Genomic DNA, 16,725 nt, shown 5'->3' on the forward strand with positions numbered 1-16,725 from the left:
GATGATGAGTACGGGGGGCCTCATCACACGCTCCGCGGCGCTCCTGCCGGCCGCGGAGAAACCACCGGTGACGACACCGCGCGACCCCGCCCGGGAGGCGGCCGAACGCGAACTGTCGAAGCCGCTGTACCACCAGGACGACCCGGGCCTGCTCCAGCGCGCCCTGGACCGGTTCTGGGAGTGGGTCGGCAACCTCTTCGACCACGCCTCGGGCGCCACCCCCGGCGGCACCCTGGGCCTGGTCGCGATCGCCGCCCTGGTCGTCCTCGCCGTCGCCGCCCTGTGGTGGCGGCTCGGCTCCCCCCGCCGGACCGCCACCACCGCGGCCGGGGTCTTCGACGGCGCCCTGCGCAGCGCCGCCGACCACCGCACCGCCGCCGACGCGCACGCCGCCGCCGGCCGCTGGACCGAAGCCGTCCAGGAGCGCATGCGCGCCGTCGTGCGCTCCCTGGAGGAGCGCACCGTGCTCGACCCCCGCCCCGGCCGCACCGCCGACGAGGCGGCCGCCGAAGCCGCCGCCTCCCTCCCGGACCACGCCGAAGCCCTCCGCACCGCGGCCCGCACCTTCGACGACGTCACGTACGGCGCCCGCCCCGCCACCGCCGAGATGTACGCCCACCTGCGCACCCTGGACCTCACCCTGACCCAAGCGAAGCCCCTCCTGACGGGCCCCCGGTCATGAGCGCCCCCACCCCGGCCCCGCCGGGCCCCCCGGCCACCAGCACGCCCCGTACGACCCCCCGCGCCGCATGGCGGCGTGGGCGGGGCTTCCTGATCTGCCTCGGGATCCTGCTCGTCGCCGCAGTCACGCTCGCCGCCCTCGCCTCCGGCAGCCGGCACGGCCGGCTCGACCCCCGCTCCGCCGACCCCGACGGCAGCCGGGCCATATCCGAGCTGCTCCAGGCCCGCGGAGTCACCACCCGCGTCGTCACCACCGCCCGCGAGGCCGCCGCCGCGGCCGACCCCGGCACCACCCTGCTGGTCACCGACCCCGACCGGCTCGGCGAGACCCAACGCCGCGCCATCCGCTCCGCCATCGACCTCTCCGGCGGCCGCACCGTCCTGCTCGCCCCCGGCAGCCTCAGCCTCCCCGACCTGGCCCCCGCCGCCCGCACCAAGGGCACCGCCTTCGACCAGGACCTCGACCCCGGCTGCCCCCTGCCCGCCGCCGTCTCCGCCGGCCGCGCCACCACCGGCGGCGACCACCGCTACACCACCGACGGAGCCACCGCCACGGCCTGCTACCCCAGCGGCGGCCACCCCACCCTCCTCGTCCTGCCCACCGGCACCAAGGGCGGCGACACCGTCCTCCTCGGCTCCGAGACGATCCTCCTCAACAAGAAGCTCGCCTCCGAGGGCAACGCCTCCCTCGCCCTCCAACTCCTCGGCTCCCGCCCCGACCTCGTCTGGTACCTGCCCTCCCTCGCCGAGGTCCAGGACGAGGACCCCGCCCAGGAGCAGAGCTTCCTCGACCTCCTCCCCCGCGGCTGGAGCTGGGCCCTGCTCCAGCTCTTCGCCGCCGCCGTCCTCGCCGCCCTCTGGCGCGCCCGCCGGCTCGGCCCCCTCGTCACCGAGCAACTGCCCGTCGCCATCCGCGCCTCCGAGACCACCGAGGGCCGCGCCCGCCTCTACCGCAAGGCCGGCGCCCGCGACCGCGCCGCCACCGTGCTGCGCGCCGCCGCCCGCGAACGCCTGGCCGCCCTGGTCGGCGTACCGCCCGCCCAGGCCCACGACCCCGCGGCCCTGCTCCCCGCCGTGTCCGCCCGCCTGACGGAGAGCCACCAGGACCTGACCGGCCTCCTCTTCGGCACCACACCCACCACCGACGCGGCGCTCGTCGCGCTCGCCGACCACCTCGACGCCCTCGAAAGAGAGGTCCGCACCTCATGACGGCCACCACGGACAGCGCCCGCTCCTCCCTGGAAGCGATCCGCGCCGAGATCGGAAAGGCCGTCGTCGGCCAGGACTCGGCCGTCACCGGTCTCGTCGTCGCCCTCCTGTGCCGCGGCCACGTCCTCCTCGAAGGCGTACCCGGCGTCGCCAAGACCCTCCTCGTACGGGCCCTCGCCGCCTCCCTCGAACTCGACACCAAGCGCGTCCAGTTCACCCCGGACCTGATGCCCAGCGACGTCACCGGCTCGCTCGTCTACGACGCCCGCACCGCCGAGTTCTCCTTCCAGAACGGCCCGGTCTTCACCAACCTCCTCCTCGCGGACGAGATCAACCGGACCCCGCCCAAGACCCAGTCCTCCCTCCTCGAAGCCATGGAGGAGCGCCAGGTCACCGTCGACGGCACCCCGCGCAAGCTGCCCGAACCGTTCCTCGTGGCCGCCACCATGAACCCCGTCGAGTACGAGGGCACTTACCCCCTCCCCGAGGCGCAGCTCGACCGCTTCCTCCTCAAGCTCACCGTGCCCCTCCCCTCCCGCGAGGACGAGATCGGCGTCCTGACCCGGCACGCCGCCGGCTTCAACCCCCGCGACCTGCACGCCGCCGGCCTGCGCCCCGTCGCCGGCCCGGCCGAGCTCGAAGCCGCCCGCGAGGCCGTCGCCAAGGTGTCCGTCTCCCCGGAGATCGCCGGGTACGTCGTCGACGTCTGCCGCGCCACCCGCGAATCCCCCTCCCTCACCCTCGGCGTCTCCCCGCGCGGCGCGACGGCCCTGCTGGCCACCGCCCGAGCCTGGGCCTGGCTCACCGGCCGCGACTACGTCACCCCCGACGACGTCAAGGCCCTCGCCCTGCCGACCCTTCGGCACCGCGTCCAGCTCCGCCCGGAGGCCGAGATGGAAGGGGTCACGGCCGACGCCGTCATCACCGCGATCCTGTCCCACGTCCCCGTCCCGCGCTGATGGCCCTCACCGGACGCGCCGCCCTGCTGGCGGCCCTCGGCAGCCTCCCCGTCGGCCTCCTCGAACCGAGCTGGACGGGGATGCTCGCCGTCAACGGCACCCTCGCCCTGGCCTGCGCCGTCGACTACGCCCTCGCGGCCCCGGTCCGCGGGCTCAACCTCACCCGCTCGGGCGACACTTCAGTCCGCCTCGGCGAGCCCGCCGAGGTCCACCTCACCGTCACCAACCCGGGCACCCGCCCGCTGCGCGCCCGTGTCCGCGACGCCTGGCCCCCCAGCAGCTGGCTCCCGGGCACCGAGACCGACGCCTCCCGCCACACCCTGGCCATCCCGGCCGGCGAACGCCGCAGGATCACCACCCGGCTGCTCCCCACCCGCCGCGGGGACCGGCGGGCAGACCGCGTGACGATCCGCTCGTACGGGCCGCTCGGCCTGCTCACCCGCCAGGGCACCCACACCGTCCCCTGGACGGTCCGGGTCCTGCCGCCCTTCACCAGCCGCAAGCACCTCCCCTCGCGCCTGGCCCGCCTGCGCGAACTGGACGGCCGTACAAGCGTCCTGACCCGCGGCGAGGGCACCGAGTTCGACAGCCTCCGCGACTACGTCCCCGGCGACGACACCCGCTCCATCGACTGGCGGGCCACCGCCCGCCAGAACAAGGTCGCCGTCCGCACCTGGCGCCCGGAACGCGACCGGCACATCCTGATCTGCCTGGACACCGGCCGCACCTCGGCGGGCCGCGTCGGCGACGCCCCCCGCCTGGACTCGGCCATGGACGCGGCCCTTCTGCTGGCCGCGCTCGCCTCCCGCGCCGGCGACCGCGTCGACCTCCTGGCCCACGACCGCCGCACCCGCGCCCAGGTCCAGGGCCGCTCGGCCGGCGACGTGCTCCCCGCCTTCGTCAACGCCATGGCCACGCTGGAACCGGAGCTCGTCGAAACCGACACCCGAACGCTGGTCTCCACCATCCTCCGCAACGCCCCGCGCCGCTCCCTGGTGGTCCTTCTGACGAGCCTGGACGCCGCCCCGACAGAAGAGGGCCTGCTCCCGCTCCTCCCCCGCCTCACACAGCGGCACACAGTCCTGCTGGCCTCGGTGGCGGACCCGCGCGTCGAGGAGATGACCAAGTCCCGCGGCACGCTCGACGCGGTCTACGAGGCCGCGGCCGGCACCCAGTCCCAGGCCACCCGCCGCCGCACGGCGGACCAGCTGTCCCGCCACGGAGTCCACGTGGTCGACGCCACCCCGACCACCCTGGCCCCCGCCCTCGCCGACGCCTACCTGTCCCTGAAGGCCGCGGGCCGCCTGTAGCGCACGGCCCTCGGGGCTCAGCCGGTCTTGGCGTACCCGAGGGCCTCGATGATCAGACCGTCGCGTACCCGCATCACGTTGACGCAGCGGACGTAGTCCTTCTCCCCCGGTCCGAACACCAGCTTCCAGCGGATCACCGACAGCTCCTGCGCACAGACGACGTCCTCGACCTCGAAGTCGTTGGCCGGGTCGGTGGCGAAGTCGCTCCAGAAGCGGATGCACTCCTCGGCCCCTTCCACCCAGGTTCCGCCGGGGGCCGGCGAGAGCCCCTCCATGACACAGTCCGCGCCGACCAGGGCGGCGAGCCCGGAGGGGTCCCGCTGCTGGAAGACCTGGTTGAAGCGCTCGATGACCTCGGCAGTGGACGCCGTGGAACCGGACATGACGTGCCTCCTCATAAGTGGTGAGGCCCTGATCGTCCGCCGCCCCCTCCCACCGGACAATTCCCGCCAGGGTATGAGCGGGCCATTAAGGGCTGCCCGACTGGATACGCTGGTCGGGGCACCCACCAGGAGGATCACCATGGCCGACCTCACCCCCGAGCAGATGCGCCGCATGCACGACTTCGCGGAGCAACTCGCGGAGCTGGCCGAGCACCAGGAAGACCAGTGGAAGGTGCAGACCACCGACGGTCAGATCTTCCTCACGATGATGAGCCCCACGGCTCCCCACGGGCTGAACGTGGTGCGGCTGCGCCGCCAGATCGAGGCCCAGACACCCGAGGTCATGGCCCTCAACGACACGAACATGGGCGATCCGCTCACCGGGCTGACCAAGGTCCCCGACCTCATGGTCATCGCGGAAGAGGACACCGACGACACGGCGAAGGTCGTCAACTCCCGCGATGTCCTGATGGTGGTGGAGGTCGTGTCCCGCACGAATTCCCTGACCGACATCCGCGACAAGCTGCACGACTACCCGCGCATGGGAGTCCCTCTGTACGTCGTCGTGGACCCCCGCAAGGACAAGAAGACCGTCACGGTGCACAGCGACCCCTCAGAGGGACCCGACGGCACCCGCTACCGCAAGAAGGTCCCCTACGCGTTCGGGGACACCGTCACAGCCGGCCGCTGGACGCTCGACACCAGTAGCCTCAAGAGCTACCCGGCCGACTGGTAAGGAATGCGGGGCGGGACCGCATCCACGATCCACGCCGAACGGGCCGTGAACGCAGAAAAGCCCCGTACCGGATACCCGGTACGGGGCTTTCTACAATGATTGTTCGGCGGCGTCCTACTCTCCCACAGGGTCCCCCCTGCAGTACCATCGGCGCTGAAAGGCTTAGCTTCCGGGTTCGGAATGTAACCGGGCGTTTCCCTAACGCTATGACCACCGAAACACTATGAAATTTGAACGCTGGCATGAACACAGCTGTTCGTTATTTCAGAACTAACACAGTGGACGCGAGCAACTGAGGACAAGCCCTCGGCCTATTAGTACCAGTCAGCTCCACCCGTTACCGGGCTTCCACATCTGGCCTATCAACCCAGTCGTCTACTGGGAGCCTTACCCTCTCAAGGAGGTGGGAATACTCATCTTGAAGCAGGCTTCCCGCTTAGATGCTTTCAGCGGTTATCCCTCCCGAACGTAGCCAACCAGCCATGCCCTTGGCAGGACAACTGGCACACCAGAGGTTCGTCCGTCCCGGTCCTCTCGTACTAGGGACAGCCCTTCTCAATATTCCTACGCGCACAGCGGATAGGGACCGAACTGTCTCACGACGTTCTAAACCCAGCTCGCGTACCGCTTTAATGGGCGAACAGCCCAACCCTTGGGACCGACTCCAGCCCCAGGATGCGACGAGCCGACATCGAGGTGCCAAACCATCCCGTCGATATGGACTCTTGGGGAAGATCAGCCTGTTATCCCCGGGGTACCTTTTATCCGTTGAGCGACGGCGCTTCCACAAGCCACCGCCGGATCACTAGTCCCGACTTTCGTCCCTGCTCGACCCGTCGGTCTCACAGTCAAGCTCCCTTGTGCACTTACACTCAACACCTGATTGCCAACCAGGCTGAGGGAACCTTTGGGCGCCTCCGTTACCCTTTGGGAGGCAACCGCCCCAGTTAAACTACCCATCAGACACTGTCCCTGATCCGGATCACGGACCGAGGTTAGACATCCAGCACGACCAGAGTGGTATTTCAACGGCGACTCCACCCCAACTGGCGTTGGGGTTTCAAAGTCTCCCACCTATCCTACACAAGCCGAACCGAACACCAATATCAAACTGTAGTAAAGGTCCCGGGGTCTTTCCGTCCTGCTGCGCGAAACGAGCATCTTTACTCGTAGTGCAATTTCACCGGGCCTATGGTTGAGACAGTCGAGAAGTCGTTACGCCATTCGTGCAGGTCGGAACTTACCCGACAAGGAATTTCGCTACCTTAGGATGGTTATAGTTACCACCGCCGTTTACTGGCGCTTAAGTTCTCAGCTTCGCACACCCGAAAGTGCACTAACCGGTCCCCTTAACGTTCCAGCACCGGGCAGGCGTCAGTCCGTATACATCGCCTTACGGCTTCGCACGGACCTGTGTTTTTAGTAAACAGTCGCTTCTCGCTGGTCTCTGCGGCCACCCCCAGCTCACGGAGTAAATCCGATCACCAGTGATGGCCCCCCTTCTCCCGAAGTTACGGGGGCATTTTGCCGAGTTCCTTAACCATAGTTCACCCGAACGCCTCGGTATTCTCTACCTGACCACCTGAGTCGGTTTAGGGTACGGGCCGCCATGAAACTCGCTAGAGGCTTTTCTCGACAGCATAGGATCATCCACTTCACCACAATCGGCTCGGCATCAGGTCTCAGCCTTAATGAGGGACGGATTTGCCTACCCCTCGGCCTACACCCTTACCCCGGGACAACCACCGCCCGGGCTGGACTACCTTCCTGCGTCACCCCATCGCTTACCTACTACAAGTCTGGTTCGTCGGCTCCACCACTTTCCTTTCCCCGAAGGGTCCGGAACGGCTTCACGGACTTAGCATCGCCTGATTCGATATTGGGCGTTTCAAAGCGGGTACCGGAATATCAACCGGTTGTCCATCGACTACGCCTGTCGGCCTCGCCTTAGGTCCCGACTTACCCTGGGCAGATCAGCTTGACCCAGGAACCCTTAGTCAATCGGCGCACACGTTTCTCACGTGTGTATCGCTACTCATGCCTGCATTCTCACTCGTGAACCGTCCACAACTAGCTTCCGCTGCTGCTTCACCCGGCACACGACGCTCCCCTACCCATCACAGCGGGCGTTGGCCCTATTGCTGCAATGACACGACTTCGGCGGTACGCTTGAGCCCCGCTACATTGTCGGCGCGGAATCACTTGACCAGTGAGCTATTACGCACTCTTTCAAGGGTGGCTGCTTCTAAGCCAACCTCCTGGTTGTCTCTGCGACTCCACATCCTTTCCCACTTAGCGTACGCTTAGGGGCCTTAGTCGATGCTCTGGGCTGTTTCCCTCTCGACCATGGAGCTTATCCCCCACAGTCTCACTGCCGTGCTCTCACTTACCGGCATTCGGAGTTTGGCTAAGGTCAGTAACCCGGTAGGGCCCATCGCCTATCCAGTGCTCTACCTCCGGCAAGAAACACACGACGCTGCACCTAAATGCATTTCGGGGAGAACCAGCTATCACGGAGTTTGATTGGCCTTTCACCCCTAACCACAGGTCATCCCCCAGGTTTTCAACCCTGGTGGGTTCGGTCCTCCACGAAGTCTTACCTCCGCTTCAACCTGCCCATGGCTAGATCACTCCGCTTCGGGTCTAGAGCGTGCAACTCAATCGCCCTATTCGGACTCGCTTTCGCTACGGCTTCCCCACACGGGTTAACCTCGCTACACACCGCTAACTCGCAGGCTCATTCTTCAAAAGGCACGCAGTCACGACTGCATGTGCAAGCACATACAGCGACGCTCCCACGGCTTGTAGGCACACGGTTTCAGGTACTATTTCACTCCGCTCCCGCGGTACTTTTCACCATTCCCTCACGGTACTATCCGCTATCGGTCACCAGGGAATATTTAGGCTTAGCGGGTGGTCCCGCCAGATTCACACGGGATTTCTCGGGCCCCGTGCTACTTGGGAGATGAGCAAGCAAGCCGCTGATGTTTCGTCTACGGGGGTCTTACCCTCTACGCCGGACCTTTCGCATGTCCTTCGACTACATCAACGGTTTCTGACTCGCCGACCGGCCGGCAGACCGATCAAGCTCATTCCCACAACCCCGCATGCGCAACCCCTGCCGGGTATCACACGCATACGGTTTGGCCTCATCCGGTTTCGCTCGCCACTACTCCCGGAATCACGGTTGTTTTCTCTTCCTGAGGGTACTGAGATGTTTCACTTCCCCTCGTTCCCTCCACACTGCCTATGTGTTCAGCAGTGGGTGACAGCCCATGACGACTGCCGGGTTTCCCCATTCGGACACCCCCGGATCAAAGCTCAGTTGGCAGCTCCCCGGGGCCTATCGCGGCCTCTCACGTCCTTCATCGGTTCCTGGTGCCAAGGCATCCACCGTGCGCCCTTAAAAACTTGGCCACAGATGCTCGCGTCCACTGTGTAGTTCTCAAACAACGACCAGCCACCCATCACCCCACCAGACAAGCTGGCGAGTTCACTGGGGCCGGCACTGAAGACATGACCTTACGGCCGTACCTTCAGGACCCAACAACGTGCCAAGCACGATCCTCCGTCAGTGACTCACTTTCCACGCCGAAGCAGTACTCGTGATCCATCCGGAAAACCGTGCCAACTAATCAACGTTCCACCCATGAGCTGACCGTGCAGAACGTTTGTCTGCAATCGGTACTGTGCTCCTTAGAAAGGAGGTGATCCAGCCGCACCTTCCGGTACGGCTACCTTGTTACGACTTCGTCCCAATCGCCAGTCCCACCTTCGACAGCTCCCTCCCTTACGGGTTGGGCCACCGGCTTCGGGTGTTACCGACTTTCGTGACGTGACGGGCGGTGTGTACAAGGCCCGGGAACGTATTCACCGCAGCAATGCTGATCTGCGATTACTAGCGACTCCGACTTCATGGGGTCGAGTTGCAGACCCCAATCCGAACTGAGACCGGCTTTTTGAGATTCGCTCCACCTCACGGTATCGCAGCTCATTGTACCGGCCATTGTAGCACGTGTGCAGCCCAAGACATAAGGGGCATGATGACTTGACGTCGTCCCCACCTTCCTCCGAGTTGACCCCGGCGGTCTCCTGTGAGTCCCCATCACCCCGAAGGGCATGCTGGCAACACAGGACAAGGGTTGCGCTCGTTGCGGGACTTAACCCAACATCTCACGACACGAGCTGACGACAGCCATGCACCACCTGTATACCGACCACAAGGGGGCACTATCTCTAATGCTTTCCGGTATATGTCAAGCCTTGGTAAGGTTCTTCGCGTTGCGTCGAATTAAGCCACATGCTCCGCCGCTTGTGCGGGCCCCCGTCAATTCCTTTGAGTTTTAGCCTTGCGGCCGTACTCCCCAGGCGGGGAACTTAATGCGTTAGCTGCGGCACCGACGACGTGGAATGTCGCCAACACCTAGTTCCCAACGTTTACGGCGTGGACTACCAGGGTATCTAATCCTGTTCGCTCCCCACGCTTTCGCTCCTCAGCGTCAGTAATGGCCCAGAGATCCGCCTTCGCCACCGGTGTTCCTCCTGATATCTGCGCATTTCACCGCTACACCAGGAATTCCGATCTCCCCTACCACACTCTAGCTAGCCCGTATCGAATGCAGACCCGAGGTTAAGCCTCGGGCTTTCACATCCGACGTGACAAGCCGCCTACGAGCTCTTTACGCCCAATAATTCCGGACAACGCTTGCGCCCTACGTATTACCGCGGCTGCTGGCACGTAGTTAGCCGGCGCTTCTTCTGCAGGTACCGTCACTTTCGCTTCTTCCCTGCTGAAAGAGGTTTACAACCCGAAGGCCGTCATCCCTCACGCGGCGTCGCTGCATCAGGCTTTCGCCCATTGTGCAATATTCCCCACTGCTGCCTCCCGTAGGAGTCTGGGCCGTGTCTCAGTCCCAGTGTGGCCGGTCGCCCTCTCAGGCCGGCTACCCGTCGTCGCCTTGGTGGGCCATTACCCCACCAACAAGCTGATAGGCCGCGGGCTCATCCTTCACCGCCGGAGCTTTCAACCCCCGCCCATGCAGGCAGGAGTATTATCCGGTATTAGACCCCGTTTCCAGGGCTTGTCCCAGAGTGAAGGGCAGATTGCCCACGTGTTACTCACCCGTTCGCCACTAATCCACCCCGAAGGGCTTCATCGTTCGACTTGCATGTGTTAAGCACGCCGCCAGCGTTCGTCCTGAGCCAGGATCAAACTCTCCATGAATGTTTACCGGTAATCCGGTACACACACTTAGAGCGGGTCAGTCATGTCGGAATATGACCGACTGACCACTGCGTCCTCGCTGTGTTGTTGCCTGCAAGCATCACCCGAAGGCGACCTCACAGGTCTTTTTCAAAGGAACCTCATCCACCGAAGTGGACGGGGTATCAACTTCTGGCGTTGATTTTTGGCACGCTGTTGAGTTCTCAAGGAACGGACGCTTCCTTTGTACTCACCCTCTCGGGCTTTCCTCCGGGCTTTCGTTCTTGCGTTTCCGACTCTATCAGAGTCAGTTCCGCTTGCTTTCCGGGGTCTTCGCTTTCGCGCTTTCCCTTTCCGGCGATTCCGACTCTATCAGAAGTTTTCCACCGGATTTCCCGGTTTCGGATTCCTGAATGAGGAGTCGACCATGCCCCGCGGGAATTCAATTCCTTTGAGGGCGAGAGAGACTTTAAACCATCGCTGCCGAACTTGTCCAGTTCGAGGCAACCGTTCGAATCTACCTCCCCACGGCGACGGTGTCAACAGTCGCTGCGGGACGACCAGGAGACTAGCAGCTGAACGGGGTCCGACGCACATCGGCCGCCGTCAGGCCGCGGTCGGCAGCGTGGCCGTCTGGTCGGCCGCTTCTACGTCGCCCACCTCGCCGGCTCGCGCGGCCCGGCCGCCCAGGACGTAGACGTACGCCAGGAACAGGGCTTCGGCGGCGACACCGATGGTGATGCGGGCCCAGGTCGGGAGGCCGGACGGGGTCACGAAGCCCTCGATCAGGCCCGATACGAACAGGACCACCGCCAGGCCGATCGCCATGCCCAGCGCGGCCCGGCCCTGCTCGGCGAGGGCGGCGCGGCGGGTGCGCGGGCCCGGGTCGATGACCGTCCAGCCGAGGCGCAGGCCGGTGCCCGCCGCCACGAAGACGGCGGTCAGTTCGAGCAGGCCGTGCGGCAGGATCAGGCCGAGGAAGACGTCTAGGCGGCCCGCCGAGGCCATCAGGCCGATGCCCGTCCCGAGGTTGAGCATGTTCACGAAGAGGATCCAGAGCACCGGTATCCCCAGGAACGCGCCCAGGACCAGGCAGATCGCGGCCGCCTGGGCGTTGTTCGTCCAGACCTGGGCGGCGAAGGAGCCCGCCGGGTTGCTGGAGTAGTACGTCTCGTACCCGCCGCCCGGCTTCGTGAGCGCCTTCAGGTCCTCCGGGGCCGCGATGGCGCCCTGGACCTCCGGGTGCGTGGCTATCCACCAGCCGAGGAGGATGCCGACCGCCGTGGAGATCAGCGCCGTCGGTATCCACCAGCGGCGGCTGCGGTACACGGCGGCCGGGAAGCCCGCGGTGAAGAAGCGGGCCGCGTCGCGCCAGCCGGCGCGGCGGGCGCCCGTCACGGTGGCGCGGGCGCGGGCGACGAGCTGGGTCAGGCGGCCCGTGAGCATCGGGTCCGGGGTGCTGGACTGGATCAGCGAGAGGTGCGTGGAGGCCCGCTGGTAGAGGGCGACCAGTTCGTCCGCCTCGGCGCCGGTCAGCCTGCGGCCGCGGCCGAGCAGCTGTTCCAGGCGGTCCCATTCCGCCCGGTGGGCCGTGACGAAGACGTCGAGATCCATCCGGTTACCGCTCCCCTGCCCCAGGACCCTGATCTGCTTCTGCTTCTGCTTCTGCTTCTGCTTCTGCTTCTGCTTCTGCTTCTGCTTCTGCTTCTGCTTCTGCTTCTGCTTCTGCTTACTTCTACCGTGGTCAGCTTGGCAGACTGGATGACCAAGGGGCGGGTCCGGTCACGGGAAAGGTGCGCAGGGTGAGCGATCTGGTGACGGGGGACGCGGTCGTCCTGGGGTTGCGGCCGGCGAGGCTGCCGAGCCGGGCGCTGGCGATCTTCCTCGACCTGCTCGTGTACCTCACCGGGTACCTGCTCATCTCGATCGGGCTGACCCTCGCGACCGCCTCGCTGGATCCGGCCGCGCAGGCCGCGGTGGCGGTGGCGAGCTTCGTCCTCGTGCTGGTCGGCGTGCCGATCGCGGTGGAGACGCTGTCCCACGGGCGTTCGCTCGGCAAGCTCGCCTGCGGGCTGCGCGTCGTGCGCGACGACGGCGGGCCGATCCGGTTCCGGCACGCGCTGGTGCGCGGGGCGATGGGGGTCGTGGAGCTGCTGGGGACCTTCGGGGCCATCGCCTGCATCGCTTCGCTCGTCTCGGCGCGCGGTCGGCGGCTGGGGGACGTGTTCGCGGGGGCGCTGGTCGTACGGGAGCGGGTGCCGGGGGCGCGGGTGATGCCGGTGCCCGCGCCGCCGCCGTGGCTGGCCGGGCGGTTCTCCGGGCTGGACCTGTCGGCCGTACCGGACGGGCTGTGGCTGGCGATACGGCAGTACCTGACGCGGATGAACCAGCTGGACCCGCAGGTGGGCGCCGCCATGGCGGTGCGGCTCGCCGACGATCTGGTGGCGCGTACGGGAGCGCCGGCGCCGGTGGGGGTGCCGGCCGCCGCGTTCCTGATGGCGGTGGTGCACGAGCGGCAGGCCCGGGATGCGGCCCGCGCCTTCGGTCCGGGCGCGCCTTCGTACGTTCCGCCCATAACGCCCTTCGCGCCTGTCCCGCCCGTCATGCCGGTGATGCCCGTCGTGCCGGCGGCCGCGCCTGCCGTCGTCCCGCCGACCGCTCCGGCCGCGCCCGTGGAGCCCGTACGGCGGACCGGGTTCGTGCCGCCCGCCTAGGCCTGCTGGTCCTCGAAGGTCGAGGGCGGGGTCTCCAGGTGCTCCAGCTCGATGCCCGGGGCGGCGAGGACGACGTCCCCGGCGATGTGGACCGTGTGGACCTCGCCCGTGTCCAGGGCGGTGACCTGGTACTCGTCCACCACGAGCGGTCCGCTGTCCGTCGCGTGCTCGGCCCGCCCCCGCAGCGCCCAGGCCTGGTCGACCGTACGGGGCGCCAGCACCGGGTCGGTGAGCGCGACGAGCCGGACCCGGGTCGCCGGGGCGCCGGGGGTCAGCCGCAGCAGGCGGGCCGTCGCGACGAGGAAGGCGGGCGAGGTGCCGGTGAAGCCCGCGGCGGGGACGTTGCCCTCGGTGGCCTCGGTTCCGGCGGGGTCGGAGCGCACCCAGGTGACCCCGTCGATGGCGGCGCCGCGGACCTGCCAGCTCGAAGCGTTGGCTTCGAGGCGGATCGGGCGGCCGAGTTCGTCGATGGCGAGGTCGACCGAGCCGCGGTGGTCGCCGTCGGGGCCGGTGAGCTGGGAGACGTAGCGCCAGCCGGAGGGGCCGGGCGCGCAGTGGAAGTGCTCCTCGCCGAGGGGCGTGTGGTCGTGCGGGTCGTGGAGCGAGTAGCGGCCGCGGGGCATGGGGTGCCGTCCTTGCGTGCGTCGTACGGGGTCGTACGGGTCGTACGGGTCGTGCTCATGGGGCAGGCCCCCGGCGTACGTGCCGGGGGCCTGCTCGGTGCTGCGGATCCGCGGGGATCGACCGGGGATCAGTAGCGGTAGTGGTCCGGCTTGTACGGGCCCTCGACCCTGACGCCGATGTAGTCGGCCTGCTCCGGGCGGAGCGTCGTGAGCCTGACGCCGAGGGCGTCGAGGTGGAGGCGGGCGACCTTCTCGTCGAGGTGCTTGGGCAGCACGTAGACGTCGGTCGGGTACTCCGAGGGCTTGGTGAAGAGCTCGATCTGGGCCAGGGTCTGGTCCGCGAAGGAGTTCGACATCACGAACGACGGGTGGCCGGTCGCGTTGCCCAGGTTCAGCAGGCGGCCCTCGGAGAGGACGATCAGGACCTTGCCGTCGGGGAACGTCCAGGTGTGGACCTGCGGCTTGACCTCGTCCTTGACGATGCCCTCGACCTTGGCCAGGCCGGCCATGTCGATCTCGTTGTCGAAGTGGCCGATGTTGCCCACGATCGCCTGGTGCTTCATCTTGGCCATGTCCCCGGCCATGATGATGTCCTTGTTGCCCGTGGTCGTGATGAAGATGTCGGCCGTCTCGACGACGTCGTCCAGCGTCGCGACCTGGAAGCCGTCCATGGCCGCCTGGAGCGCGCAGATCGGGTCGATCTCGGTGACGATGACGCGGGCGCCCTGGCCGCGCAGCGACTCGGCGCAGCCCTTGCCGACGTCGCCGTAGCCGAAGACGACCGCGACCTTGCCGCCGATGAGGACGTCGGTGGCGCGGTTGATGCCGTCGATGAGGGAGTGGCGGCAGCCGTACTTGTTGTCGAACTTCGACTTCGTGACGGCGTCGTTGACGTTGATCGCCGGGAAGAGCAGGGTGCCCTCGGCCATCATCTCGTACAGGCGGTGGACACCGGTGGTGGTCTCCTCGGTGACTCCGCGGATCTCGGACGCGAGCTGCGTCCACTTCTGCGGGGTCTCGCCGAGGGTGCGGTTCAGCAGCGTGAGGATGTGGCCGTACTCCTCGGAGTCCGCCGTGGACGGGTCCGGGGCGGAGCCGACCTTCTCGAACTCGACGCCCTTGTGGACGAGGAGGGTGGCGTCACCACCGTCGTCGAGGATCATGTTCGGGCCGCCGGTGGGGGTGTTCGGCCAGGTCAGCGCCTGCTCCGTGCACCACCAGTACTCCTCCAGCGTCTCGCCCTTCCAGGCGAAGACGGGGACGCCCTGCGGGTTCTCCGGGGTGCCGTTCGGGCCGACGGCGATGGCGGCGGCCGCGTGGTCCTGGGTGGAGAAGATGTTGCAGGAGGCCCAGCGGACGTCGGCGCCGAGGGCGACCAGCGTCTCGATCAGGACGGCCGTCTGCACGGTCATGTGCAGCGAGCCGGTGATGCGGGCGCCGGCCAGCGGCTGGGCCGCGGCGTACTCGCGGCGGATCGACATCAGGCCGGGCATCTCGTGCTCGGCGAGGGTGATCTCCTTGCGGCCGAAGGCGGCGAGGGAAAGGTCGGCGACCTTGAAGTCCATGGGTGCTGCTCCTCATGGGTCGAGAGGGTGGGTACGGCTGAGCCGCGCATCGCCTGTGGGGGCGGTGCACCGGGCGCTCAGTCCGTCGGGGGTCCTCTCTCCCCTCGGCCGGTCGCGAGGACCGCCCGACCGCCATCAGCAGCGACGCCTGACACTGATGACGAATCTACACCGATCGGCCGAGCTCGCCCCAGTGGGCCGGGGAAGATCCCACCGCGAAACCGGGGCCGTCCGGCCGACCGGATTCAGGCCTTTCGGTCTTTTGATCGGACCCTCGTGCTCCGCGAGATCCGGTAGCCGGCCCACCCCGTACGGAGAAAGGCCCCCGCCGGGCCCGGTTTGCGCGCGGCGGGGACCTTCGTACGTGTGCGGGTGCGTCAGCCCTTCGCGGCGGCTTCCGCCTTGTAGATGTCCGGCTCCAGGTAGATCACGCGGGCGATCGGGACCGCCTCGCGGATCCGGGCCTCGGCGGCGTTGATCGCGTCCGCCACCTGCGTCGCGGTGTCGTCGCCCTCGACGGCGATCTTCGCGGCGACCAGGAGCTCCTCCGGGCCGAGGTGCAGGGTGCGCATGTGGATGACGCGGGTGACGACGTCGCCGTCGACGAGCGCGGCCTTGATCTTCTCGATGTCCTCCGTGCCCGCGGCCTCGCCGAGCAGCAGGGACTTGGTCTCCGCGGCCAGCACGACCGCGATGACGAGCAGCAGGGTGCCGATGCAGAGGGTGCCGATGCCGTCCCAGACGCCGTCGCCGGTCGCGAGGGCGATGCCGACGCCGCCGAGGGCGAGGACCAGGCCGACGAGTGCGCCGAAGTCCTCCAGCAGGACCACGGGAAGCTCGGGGGCCTTGGCGCGCCTGATGAACTGGGTCCACGTGAGGGTGCCGCGGAGCTCGTTCGACTCCTTGATCGCCGTCTTGAAGGAGAAGCTCTCGGCGATGATCGCGAAGATGAGCACCCCGATCGGCCAGTACCAGTCCTTGATGGGGTGCGGGTGCTGGACCTTCTCGACGCCCTCGTAGATGGCGAACATGCCGCCGACGGTGAAGAGCACGATGGAGACGAGGAAGGCGTAGATGTAGCGTTCGCGCCCGTATCCGAAGGGGTGTTCCGGCGTCGCCTCGCGCTGGGCCTTCTTCCCGCCGAGGAGCAGCAGCCCCTGGTTCCCGGAGTCGGCCAGCGAGTGGACGCCTTCTGCGAGCATCGACGACGAGCCGCTGAAGAACCAGGCCACGAACTTGGCTACAGCGATGGCGAGGTTGGCGGCGAGTGCCGCCACGATCGCCCTGGTACCGCCTGACGCGCTCATGGGTTTCCGGAGTCCCTTCCTCGGTACGGCGCCCC

The 16,725-nt window shown here is 67.1% G+C and carries 11 protein-coding genes and 3 rRNA genes; 6 read left to right on the plus strand and 8 right to left on the minus strand.

The window, feature by feature from the left end; translation table 11 throughout:
* The first annotated feature begins 1 nt into the window (after nt 1).
* The 4 genes from OG509_RS15190 to OG509_RS15205 are packed head-to-tail and all read left to right on the plus strand — an operon-like array spanning nt 2 to nt 4,159.
* Nucleotides 2–682 carry a DUF4129 domain-containing protein gene (locus tag OG509_RS15190; protein ID WP_406183107.1) on the plus strand — a complete coding sequence of 227 codons (681 nt, stop codon included), beginning with the start codon at nt 2–4 and terminating at the stop codon, nt 680–682.
* Complete coding sequence (locus OG509_RS15195) at nt 679–1,890, plus strand: DUF4350 domain-containing protein (RefSeq protein WP_406183108.1); 1,212 nt, start codon at nt 679–681, stop codon at nt 1,888–1,890. Before OG509_RS15190 ends, OG509_RS15195 begins: the two co-directional genes overlap by 4 nt.
* Entirely contained in the window at nt 1,887–2,849 is a 963-nt protein-coding gene (locus OG509_RS15200) for an AAA family ATPase (RefSeq protein ID WP_406183109.1), read from the plus strand. The genes OG509_RS15195 and OG509_RS15200 overlap by 4 nt, the downstream gene beginning before the upstream one ends.
* Entirely contained in the window at nt 2,849–4,159 is a 1,311-nt protein-coding gene (locus OG509_RS15205; RefSeq protein WP_406183110.1) for a DUF58 domain-containing protein, read from the plus strand. Before OG509_RS15200 ends, OG509_RS15205 begins: the two co-directional genes overlap by 1 nt.
* Before the next feature lie 17 nt (nt 4,160–4,176).
* Here the strand turns inward: OG509_RS15205 and OG509_RS15210 are convergent, their stop codons facing one another.
* Nucleotides 4,177–4,542, minus strand: a complete 366-nt coding sequence (locus tag OG509_RS15210; protein WP_406183111.1) for a nuclear transport factor 2 family protein — start codon at nt 4,540–4,542, stop codon at nt 4,177–4,179.
* A 139-nt stretch (nt 4,543–4,681) separates the two neighbouring features.
* On the opposite strand from OG509_RS15210, the gene OG509_RS15215 reads away from it, so the two are divergent.
* On the plus strand, nt 4,682–5,278 hold the full coding sequence (locus tag OG509_RS15215) for a Uma2 family endonuclease (protein WP_406183112.1): 597 nt from the start codon (nt 4,682–4,684) through the stop codon (nt 5,276–5,278).
* Between the two features lie 101 nt (nt 5,279–5,379).
* Here OG509_RS15215 and rrf read toward each other — a convergent pair.
* The 4 genes from rrf to OG509_RS15235 all read right to left on the minus strand — a co-directional run bounded on the left by rrf (nt 5,380) and on the right by OG509_RS15235 (nt 12,095).
* Nucleotides 5,380–5,496, minus strand: a 5S ribosomal RNA gene (rrf, locus tag OG509_RS15220).
* Nucleotides 5,497–5,572: 76 nt separating this feature from the next.
* A 23S ribosomal RNA gene (locus OG509_RS15225) occupies nt 5,573–8,695 on the minus strand.
* Between the two features lie 283 nt (nt 8,696–8,978).
* Nucleotides 8,979–10,502, minus strand: a 16S ribosomal RNA gene (locus tag OG509_RS15230).
* Together the 16S, 23S and 5S rRNA genes form the textbook arrangement of a ribosomal RNA operon.
* A gap of 585 nt (nt 10,503–11,087) precedes the next feature.
* Entirely contained in the window at nt 11,088–12,095 is a 1,008-nt protein-coding gene (locus tag OG509_RS15235) for a stage II sporulation protein M (protein WP_406183113.1), read from the minus strand.
* 188 nt (nt 12,096–12,283) lie between these two features.
* Here OG509_RS15235 and OG509_RS15240 point away from each other — a divergent pair, with 188 nt between their 5' ends.
* The gene (locus OG509_RS15240; protein WP_406183114.1) at nt 12,284–13,195 is read left to right on the plus strand and encodes an RDD family protein; all 912 of its coding nucleotides are present in this window, start codon (nt 12,284–12,286) and stop codon (nt 13,193–13,195) included.
* Here the strand turns inward: OG509_RS15240 and OG509_RS15245 are convergent.
* The 3 genes from OG509_RS15245 to OG509_RS15255 all read right to left on the minus strand — a co-directional run bounded on the left by OG509_RS15245 (nt 13,192) and on the right by OG509_RS15255 (nt 16,690).
* On the minus strand, nt 13,192–13,818 hold the full coding sequence (locus tag OG509_RS15245; RefSeq protein ID WP_406183115.1) for a hypothetical protein: 627 nt from the start codon (nt 13,816–13,818) through the stop codon (nt 13,192–13,194). The two genes, OG509_RS15240 and OG509_RS15245, sit on opposite strands and share 4 nt — an antisense overlap.
* Nucleotides 13,819–13,946: 128 nt before the next feature.
* Nucleotides 13,947–15,383, minus strand: a complete 1,437-nt coding sequence (gene ahcY / locus OG509_RS15250; protein WP_406183116.1) for an adenosylhomocysteinase — start codon at nt 15,381–15,383, stop codon at nt 13,947–13,949.
* A 377-nt stretch (nt 15,384–15,760) separates the two neighbouring features.
* On the minus strand, nt 15,761–16,690 hold the full coding sequence (locus OG509_RS15255; RefSeq protein WP_406183117.1) for a cation diffusion facilitator family transporter: 930 nt from the start codon (nt 16,688–16,690) through the stop codon (nt 15,761–15,763).
* Nucleotides 16,691–16,725 lie beyond the last annotated feature (35 nt).

Source organism: Streptomyces sp. NBC_01006 (genome assembly GCF_045162725.1).
Classification (GTDB): Bacteria; Actinomycetota; Actinomycetes; order Streptomycetales; family Streptomycetaceae; genus Streptomyces.